Consider the following 24,755-nt stretch of genomic DNA (forward strand, 5'->3'; position numbering starts at 1 on the left):
CACCGCCGCTTCCGGTGACCTCGCGGAGAATAACTATCCTTTAGCGATGCGGTCGTCGTGGCCTGAAGAAGGAAGGCGCGCTTCAGCGGTGCAGATCGGCAACGGGCGAGTTGCCAAACATGCTTTTGTACTCCCGGCTGAACTGCGAGGGACTAAGGTAACCTACCTGATAGGCCACTCGCGAAACGTTGGCGCTACCGGCGGTCAGAAGCTTTCGGGCTTCCAGAAGGCGCATATGGCGTTGGAAGGCAAGCGGGCTGTACCCCGTAACCGCCTTGAAATGCCGGTGAAATGACGTGACGCTCATGCCTGCGGAAGCCGCCAGGTCGGGGATAATGACGGGCTCGCTATGGTTGGCCGCGAGCCAGTCGGCTGCCCCCTTGAGTTGCTGGAACCGCTCGTTTCGCTGGCCGATCTGGCGGAGTGTATCGCCCATGGGGCTCTGCAAAAGCCGATAGTAGAGTTCGGCCTCGTAGAGCGGTGCAAGCACACCAATATCGTCAGGGTGGCGCAGGAGCCCGACGAGACGAACGAAGGCCTCGCCGACCGAACCGTCCAGACCGCCTGCTGCCACCGCGCATGTCCAGCGATCATCGCGCCTGGGCATATCGAGCATGACACGCGTCAGCATGCCGATATCGAGATGAAGGCTTATCCCGATGTAAGGCAGGTCGGGTGTCGCACCGGCCAATTGGTGGGTATAGGGCAGGCCGAAGGACGATGCCGCGCAGGCGCCTGCCAGGAGTTCGAAGCGATTGGCGCCCATGATCAAAACCTTGGTGCCTCGTACGACGGCGTAAAACATAGGCTCGAACAGCGCCGGCGTAGGCCGCGTGGCGCGGGTGCTCGTCCATATCGTCAAGCGTGGAACAGGCGTCGGAAGGCCAATGGCCTGCGGGCGCGGAACGATGAAGGGGGCAACGTCGTCCAAAAGGCGACTGATGAGCTTCCGGGCGTCTGGCATCGCCTGAAGGATAACCATTTGGCAGGATCAGGCAAGCCTCTGGTGCGATCGGGAATGCTGCTCTTCCCGTCTCGGCCTATGTTCAGGGCACAAAGAGATCGTGCTGACGACGTTTCCGGGCCTGAATGCGGGCCGCCATAGACATGCTGTGAAAGGATGAACATGATTGATCTCAAGGGCAAGCGCGCCCTCGTAACCGGAGGGTCCAGGGGGATCGGCGCCGCAATCGCGCTGGCGCTGGCCGAAAACGGGGCGGACGTCGCGATTACGTATCAGAACTCGGTCGAGCGCGCGGACAGCGTCGTATCCTCGATCGAGAAGCTGGGCCGCCGTGGATTGGCCGTCCAGGCCGACAGTGCCGATCCGGAGGCCATCAGGCGGGCCGTCAACCAGACCGTCGAAACGCTCGGTGGCCTCGATATTCTGGTCAATAGTGCAGCCGTCGGACTGACCGGCGCAATCGCGGATATCGATCTTGCAAAATTCCAGGAATTGATGGACGTCAACGTGCGCGGGCCGCTCGCCTTTGCACAGGCCGCAATACCGCACCTGCCCGAGGGTGGCCGCATCATTTCGATTGGGTCGGGTCTTGGAGATCGCGTCCCCTTTCCGGGCGTGACGGCTTATGCGATGTCGAAGTCGGCGCTGCTCTCATTCACGCGCGGCTTGTCGCGCGAACTGGGTCCGCGAGGCATCACCGTGAATCTCGTGTCGCCCGGGTCAACCGACACCGAGGCAAACCCGGCAGACGGTGAAAGTGCTGATTTCCAGCGGGGCCTTACGTCGCTCGGGCGTTTTGCGCAGCCGCGTGAAATCGCTGATGTTGTCGCATTTCTCGCAAGCCCTGCTGCAAGCATGGTGACCGGCACGGTCGTTGCCGTGGATGGAGGCGCGAACGCGTAAACCGGTCACGCCGGCAAAGGCGATTGAAGTCGGGCTTATCCATTTTCCCTCTCCTGGTCTGGTTCGATGGCCCACCCGGCTACGCGCGTGCGATCATCCGGCCGACGATGCTCATTGCCCGGCCGGGACGATGACGACGCGCCCGAGGATGGAATTGCTTTCGGCATAGGCGTGGGCCTCGGCGGCAGTTGCGAGCGGAAACGTCCTGTCCACGATCACCTTGAGATCACCAGTTGCCGCCAGCTGCAGTATCCTGGAAACCGTAAGGTAGACATCCGGTTTTTCCAATTGTGTTCCCATGAAGACGCCGAAAAGCGACTGGTTCGCCTGCAGCGCCGGCCACAGATCGATACTGAGCTGCGAACCGCCGGCGTTGCCGACGAACACCAGACACCCCTCGGGGCGGAGCGCCGCCAGGGAATCCTGCAGGGTCGCCCCTACCGGGTCCACGACCAGATCGACGCCGCGACCTTCCGTCAGGCGCATGACCGTATCGACGACGTCGGCCGAGCGATGATCGATCGCATGATCGAGACCAAGTTCGACAAGGCGTTCGGCCCTTTCGATCCCGGAGACAGTTGCAAGCACCGTCGCGCCTGCCAGATGCGCGAGCTGGATGGCGGCGAGCCCGATGCCGCCGGCGCCGGCCTGGATGAGGACCGTTTCGCCACGCTTCAAGCCACCCCTTGCGAAAAGGCAGTGATGGGCGGTTCCGAACGCGATCGGTAGCGCCGCGGCCTCGGGCATGTCGAGGCCTTCCGGCACCGGCCAGGTCCGGCTGGCGGTGACAGCACGCAACTCCGCATGCGACCCGGCGAGATCGAAGCTCGTCACCTTCTGGCCGACATGACGATTCTTCACATTCTCTCCGACCGCGATGATTTCACCGGCGGCCGCATAGCCGACGACAAAGGCTGGATGGGGTGGAGGCGTGGACGCGCGATTGATCAGGTCGCCGCCCTCGATGGCGGCAGCCTCGATGCGGATCAGGACGCCATCGCTCGGGCAAACCGGATCGGGCACATCCGCGTAACGAAGGACATCGGGCGGACCGGGGTGATCGTAGATGGCTGCTTTCATGGTTCTCTCGCTGCCCATCACTCGCTTGGGAGAAGAGTTGAACGCATCACCAACGGGAACTGCGCCGGTTGCCACTTCATTTCGTGATGAATTCCAGAAGGTCGGCGTTCAGCACATCCGCGTTCACGGTCAGCATCCCGTGCGAGAAACCGGAATAGGTCTTCAGCGAGCCGTTCGGCAGCAACTTGACCGCCTTAAACGCCGAGGCAGCGATCGGAACGACCTGATCGTCCTTGCCGTGCAGCACCAGCGTCGGCACGGTGATCGCCTTGAGGTCATCGGTCTGGTCGGTTTCCGAGAAGGCTTTTATGCCGTCGTAGTGGGCCTTGGCGCTCCCCATCATGCCCTGCCGCCACCAGTTCTGGATCACGCCTTCATGAACCGTCGCGCCCTCGCGGTTGAAGCCGTAGAACGGGCCCGACGGAACGTCGCGGAAGAACTGCGCGCGGTTGCTGGCCAGTGCCATCCGAAAGCCGTCGAAGACCTCCATCGGTGTGCCCTCCGGGTTGTCGCCGGTCTTCAGCATCAGCGGCGGAATGGCGGCGACGAGGACGGCCTTGGCCACCCGGCCCGCAGGTTCGCCATGTCGCGCCACATACCGTGCCACTTCGCCGCCGCCGGTGGAATGGCCGATGTGAACCGCGTTCTTCAGGTCCAGCGCCCTGGCGACGGCAAACGCGTCGGCCGCATAGTGATCGATGTCGTGACCGTCGGCGACCTGCTCCGAGCGTCCGTGGCCGCGCCGGTCATGCGCGACGACACGATAGCCCTTTGACAGGAAGAAAAGCATCTGCGCGTCCCAGTCGTCGGAGCTGAGCGGCCAGCCATGGTGAAAGACAATCGGCTGGGCGTCCTTGGGACCCCAGTCCTTGTAGAAAATCTGTACACCGTCGTCGGTCGTGACGAAGCCCATGGTGTGTTCTCCTTCCAGAGTGTCTTGGGTGGCAGGCCCTGCGGCATGCGCGGTACCGAATGGAAAGGCAAAGCTTGCGGCAAGCGCCGAGGCCGAGATCAGGACGTCGCGGCGGGTGAGCGGCAGGCCAAGGGTGAAGGTGGGAGGCATCGGGGAGTCTCCGCGAGTTGTTCAAAAGGGGGCGCGGTGGGATCACACGCAGTCGCCGCACACGAACGGGTCTATTACGGCGGGTCAGATCGAGCCGCTTCGGCGGAAGGCTTCACCGCTGCCAGGTCAGCCAGGGCCAGCATCCGCGTACGTGGATTTATCGCTGACATCACAAGGCTTCCCTGTGAGGAGAGGATGGCGAGGGCCGGCGAACGGATCGATTCCGACCCTCACCGAAATACTCGCCATCCCGGCCGGGATCAGCCGGCTACTGGCGTGTTGAGAAGCTGTTGCTCCCAAAGATAGGCGATGCCGCTGCCGCCGAAGTGCTGGATGAGAATCTCGGTCAGCTCCTCGACATGCTCGGTGCGCGCCCAATCGCGTTGCCATTCGCCGGCGAGCGCCATCACGGTCATCACGTTCGCGCCGGCCGCGATCATTCGCTGGATGGCAACTTCGTGAGACTCCTTCGAAATCCCGCCCGACGCGTCGGTGATCACGGTCACGTCCCAGCCTTCGCCGGCGGCCTGGATCACCGGCATTGCGACGCAGACCTCGGTCCACAGGCCGGCGATGATCAGCTGCTTGCGGCCGGTCGCCTTGACGACGTTCACCACATTCTCGTCCTGCCAGGTGTTCACCCAGGTGCGATCGATGACTTCCTGGCCGGGGAATACGTCGGTGATCTGCTTGAAGAGAAGTCCACCGCGTGCCGCGATCACGCTGGTGAGAATGGTCGGAACATCGAAGGCTTTTGCCAGCTTCGCCAGCGCGGTCGTGAGGTTGACCACAGCTTGCGGATCGTGGCTGTTCAGGTTCGCGAGCTGATAGGGCTGGTGATCGATCAGAACGAGGACCGAATCTTCGGGGCGAAGAAGCGAATCGAGGCCGTTACGAGGGGTCATCAGGACTTCCTTTCTCTGCCGCCATGGACGGCGATGGGTTCACGGGAGACATGCGCCAGCAGGCGACGTTGCCGGACGCAATTTGTCGTTCCTTTTGGGGATGCGGTAGTGCCATAGTCGGGCAAGCTGTGTCGCGAAACGAGGAACGCCGGAATGGACATCGAAGATCTACAGACATTCGTCGCAGTGGCCGACGCCGGGGGCGTATCGGCCGCCGCGCGCCGGCTTGGCGTCTCCAAGTCAATCGTCAGTCGACGGCTCTTTCGGGTCGAAGCGGAGCTCGGCGTCCAGCTTCTTGCACGGACGACCCGCGGCGCGGCGCTCACGGAAGCGGGAATCACGTTCAGGGATCATGCGGCCAGAGCCAGCGCCGAGATCGATACCGCCAGGGAAACGATCCTCCCCACCGGTGAGCTGCGCGGCCGCCTGAGGGTTGCGATGCCGCTGACTTTCGGCCCGACCCACTTCGCCCCGGTGCTCGCGGACATGGCGCGTCTGCACCCGCAGCTTCACATCCAGACCTCCTACAGCGATCGCTTCGTCGATCTCATCGCAGAAGGTTTCGATTGCGCGATCCGGGGCGCATACCTTCAGGACTCAAATTTGATCGCGAAGCGTGTCGGGCCGATCCATGGGAAGCTCGTCGCCAGCCCGGATTACATCAAGGCGCACGGGTCGCCTGAGACCCCGGACGAACTCGTCACCCATCAGGCCCTCATGCAGGGAACGGAAGCCTGGCAGTTCATGGATGGCAGCAAGATCGTCACGGTCCAGCCGCAGGGCCGGTTCAAGGCCGACAGCGCCACGGCGCTTGCCGCCGCGGCGGCGGCAGGTCTCGGCATCGCCTGGCTTCCCGATTGCATCACATATGAATATGTGGCCTCCGGCGCGCTGGTCCCGATCATGACACGCTATCCGGTGCCTCCGGGGGCCACGTATGTCGTCCGCCCGCCGGGTCAGCATCCCACACGGAAAGTCCGGGTTCTCACCGACATGCTGACTGAGTATTTCGCACGAAATCCGGACGTTTGGGGTCGCGACGGCTAGGACGCGGCCGCTGCGAAGCCCCCGTCAGGAACCCGCGTTCGATAGCGGCTCCATAGCGAGGCGCCGAGCTCGACCCCGCCCGCGTTCCGCAGGGGACGCGCGACGAGTCGGCAGACGTCGTCGACCAGGTCGTCCGCAGCAATGTCGGGATTTATGATTTGGCATCGTCGTACGCGCGGCGACACTCCTTAACGGAGTGCAGATTGTCCTGAATCCAAAAATTAAGCCCCTCAAGGGCGCGCAGAACGCTGCCACCCATTTCGGTCAGCTCATATTCGACACGCGGTGGCACCTCGGGATAATAGTGGCGCGCGACGAACCCGTCGCGTTCGAGGTTGCGCAATGTGAGCGTCAGCATGCGCTGAGTGATATCATCAACCTCTTTCTTGAGCGCTGAAAAGCGAAGTCGCTGCCCCTTCGCCAGCCAAAGGCGCCAGAGGACTGGAACAGTCCATTTGTCGCTCAGGAGCGTGCAAACTCCGTTTGACGGGATAGGCCTGAACAGCCGATCATTCTCTGATCTTTGCAGCGTGTCGGCATGGATCTGCTTGTCCAAGGGTATCATCCTTGTGCCTGATGCTGAAAAATGTGCCGTCTTCCGGCAGCATTGAATTCGTATATATGGATAGCCCTTGTTTAACGCGAGGGTTTCAAGTGACCAATAGCAAACGTCCTGTTCTGGTTTTCGGCGCGACCGGGCGGCAGGGAGGATCTGTTGCCAAAGCTTTATTGAGGAACGGATGGCCTGTTCGCGCGATTGTTCTGAATTCCGCCGATGACGCATCTTTGGAATTGCAGAATGCAGGCGTCGAGTTGGTGGAGGGCTCATTCGAAGACGCGGATGTGATACGCTCGGCTACGAAGGACGTCCATGGGGTTTTCAGCGTGCTACCGGCCACCTTGGCGGCAGAGGACGAAGTCCGTTACGGAGTTTTGATCGCCGATATCGCTACAGAAGCCGGCGTCGACCATTTTGTTTATTCGTCGGGCGCCAGCGTTGGAGATGAACCGACGGGCGTCCCGCGTTTCGATGCCAAGTCTCGCATCGAGGCCCACGTTCGGGAACTTTCCATCACCGCGACCATCATCCGGCCGATGATCTTCATGGAGATGCTCGTACGGCCCGGTTTCGGTTTGGATGAGGGCCGGCTGGTGTCTCTGATCAGACCGGAACATTCAATTCAGCTTACTGCCGTCGAAGACATCGGCAAATTTGTTGCCGCGGTGTTGGCCGACAAGGCCCGCTTCGGTGGCGTGACGTTGAAGATCGCAAGCGACCGCGTGACGGGCCATGACCTTGAGGCTGCCTTTACCGAAGCGACCGGTCGCCCGATCACCTACGAACGCTTTTCCGATGACGTTCTCGCAGCGAACGCGGACCTCGCGCACATGGCAAAAAGCCTGGAAGGTGGCCCGCTTGCAGAACGTGTCGATTTCGACGCCATGCGTGAGATCAACCCGGAATTGCTGTCTTTCCGATCCTGGCTCGCGGGCAGTGGACGCAGGGCGCTGGCCGAAGCATTGGGAACAAGCAGTATACCGGGCTGACACCGCCTTCAATCATAAGGTCCCAAAAACCGACGGGCAGGGTCACCCGGTTCGGATACATGCGCTCGCGCGTTTATTCAAGAGGACCACATGGAGGGGAACAGCGTTGCTATGGTTCTCCATCGTCGTTCCCGGCCCGCCGTTCAACGCCTCCATTCACGCCGCGGCCTGATCTTCGCGCGCGTCATAGCTGCGCTGGCAGTTTTGAATCACATCGATGTTCTCGACCGTCCAGTCGAACAGGATCGAGAACGGCCCTTGCAGCGATCGCCCGAGCGGCGTCAGCGCATATTCGACGCCGAGCACGCGCCCGTCCAGAACCCTGCGCGTCACCATGCCGTTGCGCTCCAGCTTGCGCAGCGTCTGGGTCAGTACGCGCTGGGTCACGCCGTCGAGGCGGCGCTTGATGGCATTGAAGCGACGGGGCTCGTTAAGCACCGCCAGCACCATCATCGACCATTTGTCCGCGATCTGGTCGAGGATCACCCGGCTCGGGCAGTCCGCACGGTAAACAGGGTCATTTTCACTTGTCGGTTCATCCATCGGTATCCTCCGGCATCCCTGGGATGCTTCAGGTGCGTAATTGACGCTAGGTATTCGATGAATACTTTGAGGTCAATGCGCGAACACCAGCGCCAGAGTTTCCCGAAGAACAGAGATTACATTATGACAGACACAGATTTCGGCCGGCTTCGAATCTTCCGGGCACACGGCATCGCGACGATCACGATCGACAATCCGCCGGTAAACGTTCTCGATGTCCCCTTGATGAGCGAGATACGCCGCTTTCTTCTTTCCGTTCGTGATGATCCGGACACCCGCGTGCTGGTTTTCCAGAGCGCCGATCCGGAGTTCTTCATTGCCCATGTCGACATGACGTTGATCGATGAACCGCATGCCTTCGACGAGCTTGCGCGCGATGCGCCGAAAGGTCTCAACCCGTTTCAGGCATTCGGCGAGCTGCTGCGGGAGCAGCCGCAGGTGACGATCGTCAGGCTCGCCGGGCTGGCGCGAGGCGGCGGAGCGGAGTTCGTCGCGGCGGCCGACATGGCGTTCGCCGCCGAAGGGCGGGCGGGGCTTGCCCAATGCGAGGCGCTGATGGGCATCACGCCCGGAGGCGGAGCCACGCAATATCTGTCCAGCCGGATGACGCGAGGCCGGGCTCTTGAAGTGATCCTCGGAGCCGATCTCGTCGATGCGTCGACGGCGGAGCGTTACGGATGGATCAACCGGGCGCTGCCGGCCTCTGAACTCGACGGCTTCGTCGACCGGCTGGCGCGCAACATCGCCGCCTTGCCCGAAGGCGTCATCGCCGCTGCCAAGAAGGCAGTGCCTCCCGTAGACCTGCGAGATGGCTTTCGCCGTGAGCACGACGCCTGGTCGGGGCTGTTCGCGCGTCCCGCTGCCGAAAAGCTCATCCGGGGCGGGCTCAAGGCCGGCGCGCAGACCAGGGAGGGTGAACGGAACCTGGAAGGCCTGCTCCGTGGGCTGGAAGTGTGACGTCCCCGAGCTGAAGCAAGACGGCGAAACCTCTGCGGCGAAATATCTCGCCGCAGCCATCATCTGGATGCAATGAATGTCGATTCAGCCTGGAACAAAATAGCATCCAGATTTATCTCCCCCGTGGGGGAGAAAAAGGCGACAAAGAATTGTAAAAAAGCGAGCAAAATCAATGCTCTAAAATAGGAAATGGTGCCCAGAAGAGGACTCGAACCTCCACGCCTCGCGGCACAGGTACCTGAAACCTGCGCGTCTACCAATTCCGCCATCTGGGCGACGGAGAGCCATGTACGGGTGTGGCCTCTCCCTGTCAACTGGCTTTTTGAAGTTTCCATGTCAGTCGTTGAAAAACTTCGTTCGCCACCCCGAAGCGGGCCTTACGCTTCGCCGCTTTCCTTCGTCGCGCGGTCCACATGGCCGAGGTCGCGGTCCGGGTCGATGATGTCGCGCACCCGCTGTTTCAGGTCCTTCGGTCCCGGGAAACCGCCGTCCCGCTTGCGCTCCCAGATAATTTCATCGTTCACCCGGATCTCGAAATTTCCGCCGGTGCCGGGGATCAACGCCACCTCGCGAAGGGAGTCGCCGAAGGTCTGCAGGAGTTCCTGGGCCATCCACCCGGCTCTCAGCAGCCAGTTACACTGGGTGCAGTAGAGAATGGCAATGCGCGGTTTTTCCATCGGATTCTTTCCTTTCGCCGGTTCAAGCCGGCATCACAATAATGTCACCTGTAATAGTCAAGTTTTTGAATGCGCGCATCTCGACATGCATGCCTCCAGCGGCAATTTGTGACTGCGACGAACAACCCGTCCCAACAGCCAATCCAAGAGGTCCTCCCATGGCTCTCCAGTCCACCTCCCACTCCCGCCTTTTCATTCCGGCGCTCGCGCCTGTCTATACGTCCACCCACGAGATCGTCGAGACGATCCTGCGCGTCGTCGCTGGCGTGCTGCTCGTCACGCACGGTTTCGGCAAGATCACCAATCCTTTCGGCGCGGTCGGCATGGTCGAGAGCCTCGGCTTCTATCCCGGCGTCTTCTGGTCACCGCTCCTGGCGATCACCGAATTTTTCGGCGGCATCCTCGTCGCCATCGGTCTCTTCACCCGGCCGGCCTCCTTCGCCGCGATGATCGTGCTGCTCGTCACGGTCTATTTCCACGGCATCGTGCAGGACCAGGGCCTGATGGGCGCCGAGAAATCCATCCTCTGGGCCGCCATCTTCCTGTTCTTCGCGTTTCGCGGCGGCAACAGCCATTCGGTCGACGCCCGCCTCGGCCGCACGTTCTGATCCTGCGGAAGGGCCGGGGCCTCAGGTGCTCAGTCCTTCCCTTCGAGAGCCAGCCGCACCACGGTTCCGAGGTCCGATTCTCCATGGCCGAGCGCGGCTGCCGCCCTGAAGCTCGCATGCGCCGCCTCGATGGCCGGTATCGCGACGCCGAGGCGGGCGGCGACGTCGAAGACCACGCCCATATCCTTGAGGACGCCTGAAACGGGAAAGCCGACACTGTCCGTCTCGCCGAGGATGACGGGCAGGCGCGATGTCATGGCCGGGCTTGCCGCCGGGCTGCCGGAGAGGATCTCGATCATCTTGTCGCGCAAAAGACCGGCCTTGCCGCCAAGCTGCACGGCTTCCTTCATGATCTCCCAGAACCCCATCAGCATCATGTTGTTCATCAGCTTGGCGGAAGCGCCATTACCCAGCCGGCCCGCATGATGGATGCGGTTGGAAAGGGCCCCGGCCACCGGCAGGAAACGCCGGAAATCCTCCTCCGCGCCGCCGATATAAAGACCTGCCGTGCCGGCAAGCAGCATTTCCGGCCCGCCGGAAACCGGCGCGTCGAGGAGGGTCGCTCCCTTCTCCGCCATCGCGCTCTCGTGGACGCGCAGCGTTTCGGGGCTGACCGTGCTCGTATCGACGATCAGTTTTCCGGCAGGGCCGGCTGCGGCGAGGCCGTCGAGCACGGCATGCACGGCGGCATCGTCCAGCAGCGCGAGGATGACGATATCCGAGGCGGCCGAGAGCGAGGGCAGGTCGCCTGCGGCCGCAATCCCGAGGCCTGCCGCTCTTTGCGGCGAAAGGCCGCTGCGGGTCCAGCCCGTTACCGGAAAGCCCCGTTTCGCCAGACGCTCCGCCATGGCGCTTCCCATGCGGCCGAGCCCGACGATACCGATACGATCTCCCGTCATTGATATCTTCCCGTCGATTGCGACATTACCCGAGTTAAAGCAGAACGGGCCGGTTGCGTCTTCCTGATTCTGAATTGCGGAAGGCCGGCCTGGCATCCACGGCAGGCGCCGAACGGTGAGCGGCGAAGAGGGCAGGGGAAGAGATATGGCGAGCGAGCGCGAGAAGATGGAGGCGGGGGACTGGTATTCCTGCCTCGATCCGGAACTCGACGGCCTGCGCCGGAAGGCCCGGATCGCCTGCCACGTCCACAACACGATGCCGCCCGACGAGCGGGGGGCTATGGCGCCGGCGTTGCGCGCGCTTTTCGGGGCCGCGCCCGGCAGCGCCTTTCTCGAAGCGCCGTTCCACTGCGCCTATGGGTTCAACCTCTTCCTCGGCGAAGGCGTCTATCTGAATGCCGGCTGCACGGTTCTCGACACCGAACCGGTCCGGATCGGCGCGCAAACCATGCTGGGGCCTTCGGTGCAGCTCTATTGCGCCGATCATCACCGCGATCCGGTCCTTCGCGCCCGGGGCCTCGAGATCGCCCGGCCGATCACGATCGGCGCGGATGTCTGGATCGGCGGCGGCGCGATCATCCTCGGCGGCGTGACGGTCGGGGAGGGGGCGATTGTCGGCGCGGGCGCCGTCGTCACGCGGAATGTCCCGTCCGGCGCCACGGTGGCCGGCAATCCGGCCCGGCCGATCGCGCCGCGCGGCTGATTCTCTTTTTGGTGCACGTAAAGATTGGATTCAGCATTTCTTGGTAATTTTCCGTTAGCAAATCCTGTCACGGGTTATCGACGGAGCGGGGGCTGCCGTCCTTTGGTTGTTTTGCGTACGGGTTCCAAATGCGTCTATCGGCTGTACCAGCTCTCTTTCTCGCCTGCCTTGCCCTGAGCGGCTGTGCCTCCAGTTCCGAGCCGGAGAACCTCGTGGCGGGCGTCGCCATGAAGGAAACGACGGGGTCCGTCATCCAGCCGGCAGCGCCCGTTCCTTCGGTCGGCGTCGGCAAGTCTTCGCGCATCGCCGCGCCTCAGGCGGAAACGCTCGCATGGGCGGGGGCGATGCCGGAGCCGAAGGCCTTCGCGCAGCAGAGGACGGTCGGCATGCCCCTTCCGTCCGAAAGACCGGTCGCCATGCTGATGCCGGAAAGGCCCGACGTCCAGCCGGCGCCGGGCCGCGGGCGCATGCAGATCTACAGCCGCCGCTTCCGCGACGCCAAGCCGATCAATTTCGGCCGCGTGTCGCCGCGCGATTATCCGGTTCATGGCGTCGACGTGTCGCGCTGGCAGGGCGATATCGATTGGGCGAAGCTCCGCAGCCAGGGTGCGAACTTCGCCTATATCAAGGCGACCGACGGCGGCGACCACCTCGACCCGATGTTCAAGACGAACTGGCGCAAGGCGGGCGAGGCCGGCCTGAAGCGCGGCGCCTACCACTTCTTCTACTGGTGCCGCACCGCCGGCGAGCAGGCCGACTGGTTCATCCGCAACGTCCCGCGCGATCCGGACGCGCTGCCGCCGGTCATCGACGTGGAATGGAACGGCGAGTCGAGCTGCAAGGCCAAGCTGTCGCGCAAGCGCGTATTGGAAAAGATGCAGGTCTTCATGGACAAGATCGAGCGCTATTACGGCCAGCGCCCGATCATCTACACGGCGCCGGATTTCTACGAGGACAACCTGAGCGGCGAGCTCACCGACTACCCGTTCTGGTTGCGTGCCGTCGCCCAGCATCCCTCGAAGGTCTATCCGGGCCGCAAGTGGCTCTTCTGGCAATATTCCGGCTCCGGCCTGTCGCATGGCGTGGATGGCAAGATCGACCTCAATGTCTTCCACGGCAGCGTGGAACAGTGGCACAACTGGATCTCGCCCCGCGCAAGCTGAAATTTTCTGAAGGTTGCATCGGGAACAAATCCTTCCGGCGGACATTGTCTGCCAGAAGGAGGAAGCAATCATGACTTTTGATCCCAATGACAGACAGCCCGAATACCGTCCCGAGCCGGTCACCAGCCGGAGCACCTCGTGGGTGGCCTGGGTCGCCGTGATCGCCGTCATCCTTGTCGGCGCCTTCGTGTGGTCGCAGATGGGCGGTTCGCCCACCGATACCCAGACCACGTCTTCGACGACACCGCCGGCAGCGACTGGCCAGTCGCCCGCACCGGCACCTGCCACGCCGGCCGCTCCGCCGGCGAACAACGCTGCACCGGCGACTCCACCGGCAGGCGGCGGCGCAGGCGGCACCGGCTCGCAGCCGTAAGCCGGCGAGCGGAGAAAACCAAGCCGGCTGCCTTTCGGGGCGGCCGGTTTCCTATTGTCCGTTCGGGACCGTTCCGACGGGTTCTGCCTGGAGAGCCTCCGCCTGGGGCCAGCGCTCCAGCGCCTGGCGTCCGAGATCGGTCAGCGCATAGACGCCTTTTTCCACGCGTTCGAACCAGCCGTAATGATTGGCAAGCAGGATCGGACCGGCATTCGCCGCCGCCGCCTTCAGGTCGCGCGGGCGGAGCGGTCCACTCGACAGTGCCGCCGCGCAGGCGAGCGCCTGCTGGCGATAGGCGGTCATGACCGGTATTCTGGCGCTGCCGCCGACGGCCGGGTCGCCGCGGCGCTTGCGGTGTTCCCTGATCAGCCGCGTGCGGCGCTTCGGATTGGTGCGCGGCATCGGCGAGACCGAACTGACGATGACGCTGACCTCGCCCGTATCCGACACGCCGAGCATGCCGATGCCGAGCCTTCGGCAGAGATCGCGATACCGGCGGTCGGCCTCGCGGCCCCGGCCCCTGGCGGATATCCGCGCCGCGATCCAGACCTCGTCGGACGCATTGGCGCGGTCCACCGCCTGGAGGATGAGTTCGAGATTGAAGGCGAGCTTCAATTCGCAAATCACCACGACGGGCGGATCGGCCTCGCTCAATCCCATGAGATCGCATCCGCCCACCTCGCCCTTCACCTGATAGCCGAAGCTTTCGAGAAAGGTTTTGACGGGCTGGTAGAGCGTGGTTTCCATGAGATCCGGCCGGAGGGAATCAGTCGCCGGAGGCTAGCATGAATGGTCAATCTATTTGACCGGTTCGTCGTCGATGGTCAGCCTGGCGCTATGGTTGAGCAGCAAGGCGAGGTTTTTCGCCGCTTCCGGCGTCATCCCGCCACTCAGCCTGATGGCCGGACCGTTCATCGGACCCCGGATGAAGGGAGACATCAGCAAGGTGCCGTCGGCGCGGATGTGGATCTGCCTGCCCGCCCTGCTTCCCGTGAATACCGCCGCGGCCGCGGCGCTTTCATCCGTCAGGAGGACGTCGACCGCACCGCCGGGCGGCACGTCGTCCCGGGCCACTTCGGCCTTTGCGACCTTGAGTTCGAGCATCTCCGCCAGGGCAGCCGTCTGACCCAGGATGGAAATCGCAAGGCCGGCCACGAGCTTTGCAAACATCGGAACCTCCTTCGTCTGCGCGCGACATTCAGGGATCTAGGGCGAACGGGCCGGACGTCATCCCCGCCGGTTGCGCAGCAGCGTGCGGGCCGAGGTGTGCGGCTCCGCCAGATGGTCGGCTTCCAGCGAGGAGAACATCCAGTCGATGAACACGCGCACGATCGGCGCCGATCGCATCGCCGGCCGGCAGGCGACGTAGAACGCGTCGTTCGCCGTCACGCTCAGATCGAACGGCACGACGAGTTCGCCGCGGGCGATCAGGTTGCTGGCCGTGATCGTGTCGCCGAGCGCTATTCCCTGTCCGTGCAACGCGGCCTCCGTCGAGAAACGCGCGTCTCCCATGAAATGCTGCTGCCGCCGCGGCAGGTCGATCGCGTCCGCCGCCGCCAGCCAGATGTTCCATTCGCGCCCGTCCGCATCGCCGTGCAGGAGCACATGGTCCTCGAGATCGCGCATGGAGCGCAACGGCCGGCTGTTCAGAAGCGTCGGGCTTGCCACCGGAAAAAGCTTCAGATTGCTCCACAGCCGCGTCCAGGCATCCGGCCAGTTGCCGTCGCCATAGAGGATGCAGACATCGATATCCGACGAATGAAGGTGCGCCGGGTCGTTGGAGGCGGCGATCTTCAGCCTCACTCCCGGAAACTGTTCGGTGAAGGAGTTGAGGCGCGGCACGATCCAGAAGGAAAGCAGCGCCGGCACGCAGGTGATCGACAATTCTCCCGTCGTCGCCGGCCGCTTCATCTGGGCCGTCGCGGCGGCGATCTCGCCGAAGGCCTGGGTGACGGCGGGCAGCAGCAGCGCCCCTTCCGAGGTCAGTTTCAGCCGCTTCGCGCCACGCTCGAACAGCGTCACGTTCAGCGACTCCTCTAGCGCCTTGATCTGGTGGCTGACGGCGCCGTGGGTGACGTTGAGTTCCCGGGCCGCGGCGGAAACCGAGCCCCGGCGGGCCGTCGCCTCGAAGGCGCGCAACGGGTTCAAGGGCGGCAGGCGGCTCGTCATCTTGATCCTTCTTGTGAGTTTTTCTCACGTCAACTGCTAGAACAATCTCAATTGCTTTTCCATCCTCTCCTGACCGATAATGATGAAAACAAGGGCGACGGCCCTGAGGGAACAAAATTTAGGCTGCGCTGGAGCGCGCCGTCAGGACAGGCGAGGCGATCATGACATTCGACGCAAAGAAGCTCGACGAGCTGCGGGCGAAATATTCCGACAGCCGGGGCGGGCAGATCTTCGACGAGAAGTTCCGCCGGGTGGGCGACAAGATCTTCGACAAGGCGGGCACGCGCGTGGCGCCTTATGCCGGCATTCCGACACTGCTCGATGCGCCCTACAGGCCCGTCGATGCGGAGAACCCGGATTTCGGCGACCTGCAGGTGGCGATGGTCGGTATGCCGATGGACCTCGGGGTCACCAACCGGCCGGGCTCGCGTTTCGGGCCGCGGGCCCTGCGCGCCATCGAGCGCGTTGGACCTTACAACCATGTGCTGGAATGCGCGCCGACCCACGAGCTGCGCGTGGCCGATATCGGCGATGTGCCGTTCCGCAGCCGCTACCGGCTGGAAATGAGCCATGACGACATCGAAAAACGCATCGGCCAGATCGTCGGCGCGGGCGTGCTGCCGCTTTCGGTCGGCGGCGACCATTCAATCACCCATCCGATCCTGAAGGCGGTCGGAAAGAAGGCTCCGGTCGGCCTGATCCATATCGACGCCCATTGCGATACGAGCGGCTTTTTCGACGAGACGAAGTTCCACCATGGCGGTCCCTTCCGCAACGCAGTGCTGGACGGCGTGCTCGATCCGGCCCGCACGATCCAGATCGGCATCCGCGGCGCCGCCGAATATCTCTGGGAATTCTCCTACGAGTCCGGCATGACCGTCATCCATGCGGAGGAGGTGACGGGCCTCGGCATTCCGGCAATCGTCGAGAAGGCGCGACAGGTCGTCGGTGACGGTCCGACCTATCTCTCCTTCGACGTCGACAGCCTCGATCCCAGCTTCGCGCCGGGAACCGGCACGCCGGAAATCGGCGGGCTCACCACGCGCGAGGCGCTGGAGCTGATCCGCGGCCTCAAGGGCATCGACATCGTCGGCGGCGACGTGGTCGAGGTGGCGCCGCAATACGACGCGACCAGCAACACGGCTCATGCCGGCGCCCAGATGCTGTTCGAAATCCTCAGCCTGATGGTTTTCAGCCCTTCCGTGAAGGGCCGGGCCTGACATAAAATCGCCAATACGAGAGTGGGAACTCACCGGCGGTCAACCGGCCGGGCAATTGAAGGAGAAAATCATGCGTGACATCCTGAACGCCAAACTGGGCCGCCGCGCTGTGCTCGGCGCCGGTCTCGCCGGGGCTTCCATGCTGGCCATGCCGGCCGTGCTGCGCGCCCAGGACAAGAGCCTGAAGGTCGGCGTCTACGGCGGCTACTTCAAGGATTCGTTCGACAAGAACATCTTCGCCGATTTCACCAAGGCGACTGGCATCGCCGTGGAATCCGTGGCCGAGCCGACCGGGGAAGCCTGGCTGGTGCAGCTGGAACAGGCCGCCAAGGCGGGAGCCGCGCCCGCCGACGTCTCCATGATGTCGCAGGTCGCGATCCTGAAGGGGCAGGCGACCGATCTGTGGACGCCGCTCGATCTTGCCAAGATCCCGAACTCCAGGAACCTCATCGAGCGCTTCGTCAACAAATATCCGGACGGCAGGGTTGCCGGCATCGGCGCCGTTTCCTGGTATATCACGCTCGTTTCCAACACCGACGTCTTCAAGGAGGCGCCGGCCTCCTGGGCGGACATGTGGGCCAAGGACAAGGCGGACAAGCTCGGCCTCCTGGCGCTTGTTTCCAACTCCTTCCTGCTGGAAGTGACGGCCAAGACCTTCATGGGCGGCACCCAGGCGCTCGACACGGACGAGGGCATCGTCAAGGCGCTGGAGAAGCTGGCCGAGCTGAAGCCGAACGTCCGCCTCTGGTATCGCGACGAGGCGCAGTTCGAGCAGGCGCTGAAATCGGGCGAGATCCCGATGGGCCAGTATTATCACGACGTCACCGGTCTGGCCGCCGCCGACGGCAACCCGGTCCGCTCCACCTTCCCGAAGGAAGGCGGCATCCAGGATTCCGGCAGCTGGGCGCTGTCGCGCGCCTCGAAAAAGACGGAGGAAGCCCACACCTTCATCAACTACATGTGCCAGCCGGCGATCCAGGCGATCCTGTCGCGCAAGGTGGGCACCGCCCCGACGGTCAGGCGCGACCTGCTCGACCTGACCGACAAGGAATTCGCAGCCGTCTCCTCCGATATCGAGCCGATCATTCCGCGCTACGACCTCTACCAGACCAAGTCCGACTTCCTGAACCAGAAGTGGACGGAGATGATCGCGGGGTAGGCGCGTCTTGCCTTTCTCCCCCTTGCGGGGGAGATGCCGGCAGGCAGAGGGGAGTGGCTCAACATCCTCCTCGTTAGTAGAGTTCGCTGAACCACCCCCTCTGTCATCTCCGATGACATCTCCCCCGCAAGGGGGGAGAAGGGGAGCCTGAGAGGCCGAATGTCCGGATTGAACATAAACCATGTGACGAAGCAGTTCGGCACCTTCACCGCCGTCAACGATGTGAGCCTGTCGGTGCCGGACGGCACTTTCGTCTGCCTGCTCGGTCCTTCCGGTTGCGGCAAGACCACATTGATGCGGATGATCGCCGGCCTCGACCTGCCGACCGGCGGCACGATCGAGCTCGGCGGCGCGGACATCACGCAGGTGCCGACCCACAGGCGCGAGCTCGGCATGGTCTTCCAGTCGCTGGCGCTTTTCCCGCACCTGACGGTTGGCGAGAACATCGCCTATTCGTTGCGCATCCGCGGCGTCGCCGGGGACGTTCAGAAGAAACGCGTCGAGGAACTGCTGGCGATGATCCATCTGCCGGGTTTTGCCGATCGTTCCGTCAACAAGCTCTCCGGCGGCCAGCGGCAGCGTGTGGCGATCGCCCGCGCACTCGCCATTTCGCCGAAACTCTTCCTGCTCGACGAGCCGCTCTCGGCGCTCGACGCGAAGCTGCGCGAGGCGATGCAGGTGGAGCTTCGCCAGCTCCAGCAGCGGCTCGGCATTACCACCATCGTGGTCACCCACGACCAGCGCGAGGCGATGACCATGGCCGATACGGTCGTCGTCATGAACGGCGGCCAGATCCGCCAGGCCGCGCCGCCCGTCGACATCTACCGGCGCCCGGCCGACAGTTTCGTCGCGGATTTCATCGGCCAGACCAACCTGATCCCCGTCGAGGCCGATGGCGCCGGCCGGGCAACGGTGCTGGGCGCCGTGGTCGAGGGCCTGACGCTCGGCCCGGGCGTGGCGAAGGGCATGCTCTCGGTGCGGCCGGAAGACGTGCAGCTCACGGCGCCCGGCAATGGCGCCATTTCCGGCACCGTCACCTTCGTCCGCGATCTCGGCGGTGCGATCGAGACCTTCGTGGAGGCGGGCGGCCAGCAGGTCGTTGCGGTCTCTTCGCCGCGCAGCCGGCCCGACGTGACGGTCGGCCAGAGCGTCGGCATCCGCCTCGACCCGGAGACCAGCGTGGTGCTCGGCAAATGAGACGCGAACCGCCGCAGCGCCTTGCCGACTACGGGCCGCTTTTCTTCCCGGCGGGCATGCTGACCGTTTTCTTCGTGGTGCCGTTCGCCACGATGATCGTGGTTTCCTTCTTCCAGCGGCAGCAGGGCGGCTTCTATACCGCCGCTTTCGTCTTCGACAACTATGCGCGCTTCCTCAGCCTGTTCTTCGGCAAGGTGCTCGGCTTCTCGCTGTTCCTGGCGATCGCGGTGGCCGTGGCCTGCGTGGTGATCGGCATTCCCTTCACCTACCTGCTCTCCCGTGCGGCGCGAAAGATCCAGATCGTCTGGCTGGTGGCGCTCCTGTCCATCCTGTCGCTCTCGGAGGTGATGATCGGCTTCGCCTGGTCGACGCTTTTCTCCCGCACCGCCGGCCTCACCAATCTTTTTGTCTGGCTGGGGCTGATGGAACAGGCGCAGGCGCTGACCCCGAGTTTCGGCGCGGTCATGACCGCCATGACCTACCAGGCCTTCCCCTATACGGTGCTGGTCCTCTATCCGGCGCTCGTGCGCCTCGATCCGACGCTGACGGAAGCGGCCCGCACGCTCGGCGCCTCGCCGGTGAAGGCTTTCTTCACCGTGGTCGTGCCGGCGCTTCGCAACACGATCGTCGCAACGCTGATCATGGTCTTCGTCTTCGCGCTCGGTTGCTATCTTCTGCCTCAGCTGCTCGGCAGGCCGCAGCACTGGACGCTCTCGGTGCTGATCACCGACCAGGCGGTCTACCAGTCGAACATGCCGTTCGCCGCCGCCATGGCCGCTTTCCTCGTGCTGGTCTCGCTGGCGCTGGTGGGGCTCGCCTTCTATGCCGGCCGGCAGAAGGAGGCGAAATGACCGCCCTGCGTCGCCTGTTCTTCCTCGCCGTCGGCCTGTTCCTGGCCCTGCCGCTGATCGTCGTCGCGGGTGTTTCCGTCAACCAGCGCCAGTCGCTCGCCTTCCCGCCGCAGGGCTTTTCGCTTTCCTGGTACGGACAGATCTTCACCAATCCCGAATGGCGCAACGCGCTTTTCGCCTCGCTGACGCTGGCGGCCGCTTCCGCCCTGCTGGCGCTTCTGATCGCGCTGCCGCTCGCCTGGTTCCTGTGGCGGCGCGTGGCGCCATGGGCGAACATCTTCCAGCTTCTCGGGATCGCGCCCTTCACCCTGCCGCCGGTCATCACCGCTCTGGGGCTTCTCACCTTCTGGGCCACGACCGGCTTTTACGGCCAGCCCTGGACGGCGGTGATCAGCCATGGCATCTTTTTCGTCACCCTGCCGCTGGTGACGCTGTCGCTCGGCTTTTCGGCGATCGACCGGTCGCTGGTGGAGGTGGCGGCCACGATGGGCGCCGATGACCGTACCGTGTTCCGCACCGTCGTACTGCCGCTCATCCTGCCCTATCTGGTCTCGGGTTATGCCTTCGCCTTCGTCCTGTCATTGAACGAATATATCGTCGCCTACATGACCGTCGGCTTCACCATGGAAACCCTGCCGATCAAGATCTTCAACGCGCTGCGCTACGGTTACACGCCGACCATGGCGTCCGTGACGGTGCTGTTCCTGCTTGTCGCAGCTCTGGTCTTCGGTCTCGTGGCGCGCTTCGGCGACCTTCCGAAGCTGCTGGGCGCAATGGCAGAGGACAAGTAAGAGGGGGCGGCTGATGAAGATCGCCGGTTTCCAGATGCAGCCGGTCGTCGGCGATATCGAGGCGAACCTCGCGAAGATCGAGGCCGCCGCCGGAAAGGCCGCGGAGCGGGAAGCCGGGCTGCTGATCGCGCCGGAACTGGCGCTGACGGGCTATGGCGCCGCCGACAGGTTCCCCGGCCTCGCAACCCCCGCCCACGGCCCGGTCACTGATCGGCTCTCGGAGATCGCGGCAAGGCACGGCCTTGCCATCGTCGCCGGTTTTGCCGAGCAGACCCACGAGGCAATCTTCAACAGCGCCTTCTTCACCGATGGCAAGGGACAGACGGCCGTCTACCGCAAGTGCAATCTCTACGGTCCCTATGAGCGGCATTGGTTCCGCCAGGAAGACAAGCGCGAGGTGCTGGCCGATCTCGGCGGCATCCGGATCGGCTTCCTGATCTGCTACGACGTGGAGTTTCCGGAAAATGTCCGGCGGCTGGCGAAAGCCGGCGCCGACCTCGTCGTGGTGCCGACGGCACTGCCCAGGGGCTGGTCGGGGGATTTCATCGCCGAGCACATGATCCGGGTGCGCGCCTTCGAGAATCAGGTCTTCGTCGCTTATGTCAACCACTGCGGCACCGACGATCTGTTCGCCTATGCGGGCCTGTCGCGCATCGCCGCGCCGGATGGCAGGCTCGTCGCCGCGGCAGGGGTCGAGGGCGAGGCCCTGATCGTCGCCGGGGTGGACCCCTCGGCCTATGCCCGGTCCCGCGCCGAAAACACCTATCTCGCCGACCTCCCTTGACTTTCGGCGCCCGCCGCATCCCTTCGAAGCGGCCGCATCCATCCTTCAAGTCGAATCCGGACCCGGACGTGAGGCGGCCGGCCTTTCGTCGATTTGGCCTTCGCCGGATGCCCTTTTCTTTGATAATGTCGGATGGCGTTCTATCATCGGCATGGAGGGGGAGTTCATGACACGCATTTCCCGGGCACCGGGCCTTTTACATCCATCGCTCCGGTTCCCTGTGTCTGCCTGGGGAAAGGGCTGCCATGCGGCGGCGCTTTCCCGTGTCGGGGCCGATCCCGCCGATGCCTTCCGGGCTGTGGAAAACTACGTCTGAAGTAGGCTCGACCTCTTTCGAATATAAGGATAATCATCTGGGAACACAGGGGATTTAGAATGGCATCAGATAAAGGAAAGCCACCCGAGGAGTGGACCCAGCGCCGCATTCAGTCGATCGAGGTCGGTTTCCAGGTCATCCGTGCCATGGAGGCCGCCAACGGTCCGCTGCCGTTGCGCGATATCGCCGCTGCCGCCGGCATGCCGCCCAGCAAGGCCCATCTCTACCTCGTCAGCTTCGTCAAGGAAGGCGTGGCGTTTCAGGACCCGGCGACCGGCCATTACGGGCTTGGCCGTTTTGCGATCCAGCTCGGCCTGTCCGCCATCCGCCAGCTCGACGTCGTGGAATTCGCGCGGGAGGAACTGGCGGCGCTGCAACGGGCGACCGGCTTCGCCACATATCTCTCGCTGTGGGGTGATCGCGGCCCCGGCATCGTCTCCAAGGTGGATGGCGAGCGGCAGGGCTCGCTTGCGGTACGCCTCGGTTACGTCCTGCCGCTTCTCAACTCGGCGACGGGCCAAGTCTTCCTTTCCTATCTCGACGAAAGCGAGACCGCGGGCGTGCGGCAGGACGAGATCGCCGCCGCCAGGCGGGATGCCTCCGAGGAAGCCGCCACGCTCGCGCCGCGCATCACGACGGCGAAGGACATAGAGAGGATCGTCGAGACCGTGCGCAGGCAGGGTTACGCCATGACGATCAACAGCATCAATTCCAGCTTCGCCGCCATGGCCGCGCCGGTCTTCGACTACAGCAGCCGCATCGTCGCGACGATCACCGTACTCGGCTCGGACAAGCAGCTTGCCGGCCCGCGGAAGAAAACCGCGCTCGATGCGCTGATGACCGCGACGCACAGGCTTTCCGAACGGCTCGGAGCCCCCGGGCGCGGGCAGAAGGGCGAGGAAAGCGAAACACCGCCGGCAGCGCCGAAACCGACAAGGGCGAAGAGCACGGCGGGGCGGTGAACGGGCTCTTCGCTGCCGGTGACGCTCATCGAGCGGAAGTTGCGATCGATGCCGGGGCAAAGCCGGAATAGCCATTTCCCGATTGCGATATAACAGGCTACCTGATACGTATTTCCGATGCGTCCGGAGGAAGCGGCGGATCGTATTTCAGGAGGAAACGGCTTGAGCAACGACCTGATCGAGGTATGGCGCGGCAGCGCGCGCCAGTGGGAAGTGGACGAGATGGACCACTGGAACACGCAGTTCTATGTCGCGCGCTGTAACGAAGGGCTCGCCATGCTGTTCGGCTTCATGGGGCTGCCCGGTCTCTTCTCGCCGTTATCCGCAACGACGGTGGCCTTCAACGAACACCATATCCGCTTCCACCGCGAGGCGCATGCGGGTGCGCCGCTGCACATGACCGGCGGGTTCCTGCAGGTCGGCGAAATGACGGCCTTCGCCATCTTCGTCCTTCACCACAGCGAGAGCGGGCAGGTGGCCGCGACCTTCCGGGTGCGGCTGACGCATGTGCACGCCTCTGACGGTGTGACGCCGCTGCCGTGGGCCGCCGCCTTTCGGGAAAGGGTTGCGGACGCACTGGTCGAGACCCCCAGGGAGGCTGCGCCGCGCGGGACCGACGACGAGCCGGTGACGCTGACCGCCTCGCGCGAGCAGGCCATGGCGTTCGGCCTGAAGCGCACGGCGATGAGCCTGATCGAGCAGGACGCCTGCGATGCTTTCGGCCGCATGGGGCCGCAGAGGTTCATCGGTGCCGTCGGCGGCGGCGTGAAGCAACTGACCGGGCCGCTTCGGGCAATCGTCGGGGAGCTTGCGGAAACGCCGCCCGGCAGGGTCGGCGGCGCGGTGCTGGAATTCCGTATTCTCTACGGCGAAACGCCCCGTATCGGTGACTGTTTCGAGATCTGGGGCGGGTTGCACAGGACCGACAAGCGCACCATGTCGCTGGTCTTCTGGATGGTCGATCCCGTCACCGGCCGTGTGTTCGGTTCGATGCAGTCCATCGCCATCGTCTTCGACCTGGATGCCCGGGCGATCGTGGAAATTTCGCCGGCCGCAAGGCAGGCTCTGGCGGAACATGTGACGGAGGGATTGGAACTTTGAGAGCGCACCTTGCCGATCCTCCCCGCAAGATCGGCTTGGCAAACTCAGCGAAACTTCTCCGCCGTCGCGACGCAGTTGATCAGCGCCGCCAGCTCCTTGCGCGAGGCGAAGGAGGTTTCCGGGCTCATCGACAGGAAGGCCTTGATGCCGCGCAGGGTCGGAACCGAATTCTTCTCCAGCTGGCCGACGACGCGGGCGATTTCCGCATCGAGCCCATCGGCCGGAACCGTGATGCCGATCAGGCCGAGCATCCTGGCCTCAACCGCCGGAACGACATCGCGGGTGAGCACCATGCGGGCGAGTGCGGCGCGCGATATGCGGTCGGCGAGCGCGTTCAGGACCAATGTCGGGGCGATGTCGTGGTTCATTTCCGGCACCTGGAAGGTGGCCGTCTCCGTGGCGACCGCCACGTCGGCGAGCGCCGCGATGGCGCAGCCGACGCCGGCCGCCTTGCCGCTGACGGCGGCGATGAACGGCACCGGGATTTCGCGCAGGACCTCATAGAAGTCGAGCACCGGATCGGAGATCGCGTTCCTCAGGTCGAACGCCGTGGCGCGAGAGCCGGGCGCCGGCATGGCCGCGGCGCGGCCGGTGCAGAAGTCGGGGCCGTTCGCCTTCATCAGCACGACGCGGGTTTCCGGCGGCATCGATTTCAGCGCGGCGGTGATGGCCTGCGCCATATCCGGCGTCAATGCATTGCCCTTGTCGGGGCGGTTGAGGGTGATTTCGAGAACGTTCTCCCTCGTGGAAATCAGGACTTCGGACATCTCTT

The 24,755-nt window shown here is 63.9% G+C and carries 28 protein-coding genes and 1 tRNA gene; 16 read left to right on the forward strand and 13 right to left on the reverse strand.

All coding sequences use genetic code 11. From position 1 onward, the window contains the following. Positions 1 to 82 precede the first annotated feature (82 nt). Positions 83 to 982 carry an AraC family transcriptional regulator gene (locus tag ACFFP0_RS07620; protein ID WP_377258411.1) on the reverse strand — a complete coding sequence of 300 codons (900 nt, stop codon included), beginning with the start codon at positions 980 to 982 and terminating at the stop codon, positions 83 to 85. Between the two features lie 144 nt (positions 983 to 1,126). On the opposite strand from ACFFP0_RS07620, the gene ACFFP0_RS07625 reads away from it, so the two are divergent. After that, positions 1,127 to 1,867 (forward strand): SDR family NAD(P)-dependent oxidoreductase, encoded by a 741-nt coding sequence (locus ACFFP0_RS07625; protein WP_377258414.1) that lies wholly within the window; start codon positions 1,127 to 1,129, stop codon positions 1,865 to 1,867. Positions 1,868 to 1,978: 111 nt separating this feature from the next. Here the strand turns inward: ACFFP0_RS07625 and ACFFP0_RS07630 are convergent, their stop codons facing one another. From ACFFP0_RS07630 to ACFFP0_RS07640, 3 genes are all read right to left on the reverse strand, one after another. Continuing rightward, a complete protein-coding gene (locus tag ACFFP0_RS07630) occupies positions 1,979 to 2,947 on the reverse strand; it encodes a quinone oxidoreductase family protein (RefSeq protein ID WP_377258417.1) in 969 nt (322 codons plus the stop codon). A gap of 76 nt (positions 2,948 to 3,023) precedes the next feature. Then, positions 3,024 to 3,860, reverse strand: coding sequence for an alpha/beta fold hydrolase (locus tag ACFFP0_RS07635; protein WP_377258778.1), 837 nt, complete (start codon positions 3,858 to 3,860; stop codon positions 3,024 to 3,026). Between the two features lie 410 nt (positions 3,861 to 4,270). After that, the gene (locus ACFFP0_RS07640) at positions 4,271 to 4,915 is read right to left on the reverse strand and encodes a hydrolase (RefSeq protein WP_377258419.1); all 645 of its coding nucleotides are present in this window, start codon (positions 4,913 to 4,915) and stop codon (positions 4,271 to 4,273) included. A 153-nt stretch (positions 4,916 to 5,068) separates the two neighbouring features. On the opposite strand from ACFFP0_RS07640, the gene ACFFP0_RS07645 reads away from it, so the two are divergent. Beyond that, positions 5,069 to 5,962, forward strand: a complete 894-nt coding sequence (locus ACFFP0_RS07645; protein ID WP_377258422.1) for a LysR family transcriptional regulator — start codon at positions 5,069 to 5,071, stop codon at positions 5,960 to 5,962. A gap of 151 nt (positions 5,963 to 6,113) precedes the next feature. Here ACFFP0_RS07645 and ACFFP0_RS07650 read toward each other — a convergent pair whose 3' ends face one another. Continuing rightward, entirely contained in the window at positions 6,114 to 6,527 is a 414-nt protein-coding gene (locus ACFFP0_RS07650; protein ID WP_377258425.1) for a winged helix-turn-helix transcriptional regulator, read from the reverse strand. An 89-nt stretch (positions 6,528 to 6,616) separates the two neighbouring features. On the opposite strand from ACFFP0_RS07650, the gene ACFFP0_RS07655 reads away from it, so the two are divergent. Further along, on the forward strand, positions 6,617 to 7,510 hold the full coding sequence (locus ACFFP0_RS07655) for an NmrA/HSCARG family protein (RefSeq protein ID WP_377258428.1): 894 nt from the start codon (positions 6,617 to 6,619) through the stop codon (positions 7,508 to 7,510). 156 nt (positions 7,511 to 7,666) lie between these two features. Here ACFFP0_RS07655 and ACFFP0_RS07660 read toward each other — a convergent pair whose 3' ends face one another. Then, positions 7,667 to 8,053: a winged helix-turn-helix transcriptional regulator gene (locus tag ACFFP0_RS07660; protein WP_377258431.1), complete on the reverse strand. Its 387-nt coding sequence runs from the start codon at positions 8,051 to 8,053 to the stop codon at positions 7,667 to 7,669. 123 nt (positions 8,054 to 8,176) lie between these two features. Here ACFFP0_RS07660 and ACFFP0_RS07665 point away from each other — a divergent pair, with 123 nt between their 5' ends. Next, the gene (locus ACFFP0_RS07665; RefSeq protein WP_377258434.1) at positions 8,177 to 9,010 is read left to right on the forward strand and encodes an enoyl-CoA hydratase/isomerase family protein; all 834 of its coding nucleotides are present in this window, start codon (positions 8,177 to 8,179) and stop codon (positions 9,008 to 9,010) included. A gap of 190 nt (positions 9,011 to 9,200) precedes the next feature. Here the strand turns inward: ACFFP0_RS07665 and ACFFP0_RS07670 are convergent. Then, positions 9,201 to 9,285: transfer RNA gene (locus ACFFP0_RS07670), tRNA-Leu, on the reverse strand. Positions 9,286 to 9,387: 102 nt separating this feature from the next. After that, complete coding sequence (locus ACFFP0_RS07675; RefSeq protein ID WP_377258436.1) at positions 9,388 to 9,687, reverse strand: Rdx family protein; 300 nt, start codon at positions 9,685 to 9,687, stop codon at positions 9,388 to 9,390. A 158-nt stretch (positions 9,688 to 9,845) separates the two neighbouring features. On the opposite strand from ACFFP0_RS07675, the gene ACFFP0_RS07680 reads away from it, so the two are divergent. Further along, entirely contained in the window at positions 9,846 to 10,295 is a 450-nt protein-coding gene (locus ACFFP0_RS07680) for a DoxX family protein (RefSeq protein WP_377258438.1), read from the forward strand. Between the two features lie 29 nt (positions 10,296 to 10,324). Here the strand turns inward: ACFFP0_RS07680 and ACFFP0_RS07685 are convergent, their stop codons facing one another. Then, complete coding sequence (locus ACFFP0_RS07685) at positions 10,325 to 11,194, reverse strand: NAD(P)-dependent oxidoreductase (protein WP_377258441.1); 870 nt, start codon at positions 11,192 to 11,194, stop codon at positions 10,325 to 10,327. A gap of 145 nt (positions 11,195 to 11,339) precedes the next feature. Here ACFFP0_RS07685 and ACFFP0_RS07690 point away from each other — a divergent pair, with 145 nt between their 5' ends. The 3 genes from ACFFP0_RS07690 to ACFFP0_RS07700 all read left to right on the forward strand — a co-directional run bounded on the left by ACFFP0_RS07690 (position 11,340) and on the right by ACFFP0_RS07700 (position 13,433). Next, positions 11,340 to 11,897, forward strand: coding sequence for a sugar O-acetyltransferase (locus tag ACFFP0_RS07690; RefSeq protein ID WP_377258444.1), 558 nt, complete (start codon positions 11,340 to 11,342; stop codon positions 11,895 to 11,897). Between the two features lie 128 nt (positions 11,898 to 12,025). Then, positions 12,026 to 13,060, forward strand: a complete 1,035-nt coding sequence (locus ACFFP0_RS07695; RefSeq protein WP_377258448.1) for a glycoside hydrolase family 25 protein — start codon at positions 12,026 to 12,028, stop codon at positions 13,058 to 13,060. A 70-nt stretch (positions 13,061 to 13,130) separates the two neighbouring features. Beyond that, complete coding sequence (locus ACFFP0_RS07700) at positions 13,131 to 13,433, forward strand: hypothetical protein (RefSeq protein WP_377258451.1); 303 nt, start codon at positions 13,131 to 13,133, stop codon at positions 13,431 to 13,433. A gap of 51 nt (positions 13,434 to 13,484) precedes the next feature. Here the strand turns inward: ACFFP0_RS07700 and ACFFP0_RS07705 are convergent, their stop codons facing one another. The 3 genes from ACFFP0_RS07705 to ACFFP0_RS07715 are packed head-to-tail and all read right to left on the reverse strand — an operon-like array spanning position 13,485 to position 15,602. Beyond that, positions 13,485 to 14,180, reverse strand: a complete 696-nt coding sequence (locus tag ACFFP0_RS07705; protein WP_377258453.1) for a DUF2161 domain-containing phosphodiesterase — start codon at positions 14,178 to 14,180, stop codon at positions 13,485 to 13,487. Positions 14,181 to 14,231: 51 nt separating this feature from the next. Further along, the gene (locus ACFFP0_RS07710) at positions 14,232 to 14,603 is read right to left on the reverse strand and encodes a SecDF P1 head subdomain-containing protein (RefSeq protein ID WP_377258456.1); all 372 of its coding nucleotides are present in this window, start codon (positions 14,601 to 14,603) and stop codon (positions 14,232 to 14,234) included. A gap of 57 nt (positions 14,604 to 14,660) precedes the next feature. Next, entirely contained in the window at positions 14,661 to 15,602 is a 942-nt protein-coding gene (locus tag ACFFP0_RS07715; RefSeq protein ID WP_377258459.1) for a LysR substrate-binding domain-containing protein, read from the reverse strand. Between the two features lie 161 nt (positions 15,603 to 15,763). Here ACFFP0_RS07715 and speB point away from each other — a divergent pair, with 161 nt between their 5' ends. From speB to ACFFP0_RS07755, 8 genes are all read left to right on the forward strand, one after another. Beyond that, on the forward strand, positions 15,764 to 16,822 hold the full coding sequence (speB, locus tag ACFFP0_RS07720) for an agmatinase (protein ID WP_377258462.1): 1,059 nt from the start codon (positions 15,764 to 15,766) through the stop codon (positions 16,820 to 16,822). A gap of 70 nt (positions 16,823 to 16,892) precedes the next feature. Continuing rightward, on the forward strand, positions 16,893 to 17,981 hold the full coding sequence (locus ACFFP0_RS07725) for an ABC transporter substrate-binding protein (protein WP_377258465.1): 1,089 nt from the start codon (positions 16,893 to 16,895) through the stop codon (positions 17,979 to 17,981). A gap of 159 nt (positions 17,982 to 18,140) precedes the next feature. Then, positions 18,141 to 19,178, forward strand: a complete 1,038-nt coding sequence (locus ACFFP0_RS07730; protein ID WP_377258468.1) for an ABC transporter ATP-binding protein — start codon at positions 18,141 to 18,143, stop codon at positions 19,176 to 19,178. Then, positions 19,175 to 20,029: an ABC transporter permease gene (locus ACFFP0_RS07735; protein WP_377258471.1), complete on the forward strand. Its 855-nt coding sequence runs from the start codon at positions 19,175 to 19,177 to the stop codon at positions 20,027 to 20,029. Before ACFFP0_RS07730 ends, ACFFP0_RS07735 begins: the two co-directional genes overlap by 4 nt. After that, positions 20,026 to 20,820: an ABC transporter permease gene (locus tag ACFFP0_RS07740; protein WP_377258474.1), complete on the forward strand. Its 795-nt coding sequence runs from the start codon at positions 20,026 to 20,028 to the stop codon at positions 20,818 to 20,820. The genes ACFFP0_RS07735 and ACFFP0_RS07740 overlap by 4 nt, the downstream gene beginning before the upstream one ends. A 13-nt stretch (positions 20,821 to 20,833) precedes the next feature. Then, entirely contained in the window at positions 20,834 to 21,604 is a 771-nt protein-coding gene (locus ACFFP0_RS07745) for a carbon-nitrogen hydrolase family protein (protein WP_377258477.1), read from the forward strand. 375 nt (positions 21,605 to 21,979) lie between these two features. Further along, positions 21,980 to 22,882, forward strand: a complete 903-nt coding sequence (locus ACFFP0_RS07750) for an IclR family transcriptional regulator (RefSeq protein ID WP_377258480.1) — start codon at positions 21,980 to 21,982, stop codon at positions 22,880 to 22,882. Between the two features lie 162 nt (positions 22,883 to 23,044). After that, positions 23,045 to 23,983 carry a thioesterase family protein gene (locus ACFFP0_RS07755; RefSeq protein ID WP_377258483.1) on the forward strand — a complete coding sequence of 313 codons (939 nt, stop codon included), beginning with the start codon at positions 23,045 to 23,047 and terminating at the stop codon, positions 23,981 to 23,983. Positions 23,984 to 24,027: 44 nt separating this feature from the next. Here the strand turns inward: ACFFP0_RS07755 and ACFFP0_RS07760 are convergent, their stop codons facing one another. Continuing rightward, positions 24,028 to 24,750, reverse strand: coding sequence for an enoyl-CoA hydratase/isomerase family protein (locus tag ACFFP0_RS07760; protein WP_377258486.1), 723 nt, complete (start codon positions 24,748 to 24,750; stop codon positions 24,028 to 24,030). Positions 24,751 to 24,755: the final 5 nt, after the last annotated feature.

The organism is Neorhizobium puerariae, assembly GCF_042429745.1.
GTDB classification, from domain to species: Bacteria; Pseudomonadota; Alphaproteobacteria; order Rhizobiales; family Rhizobiaceae; genus Neorhizobium; species Neorhizobium puerariae.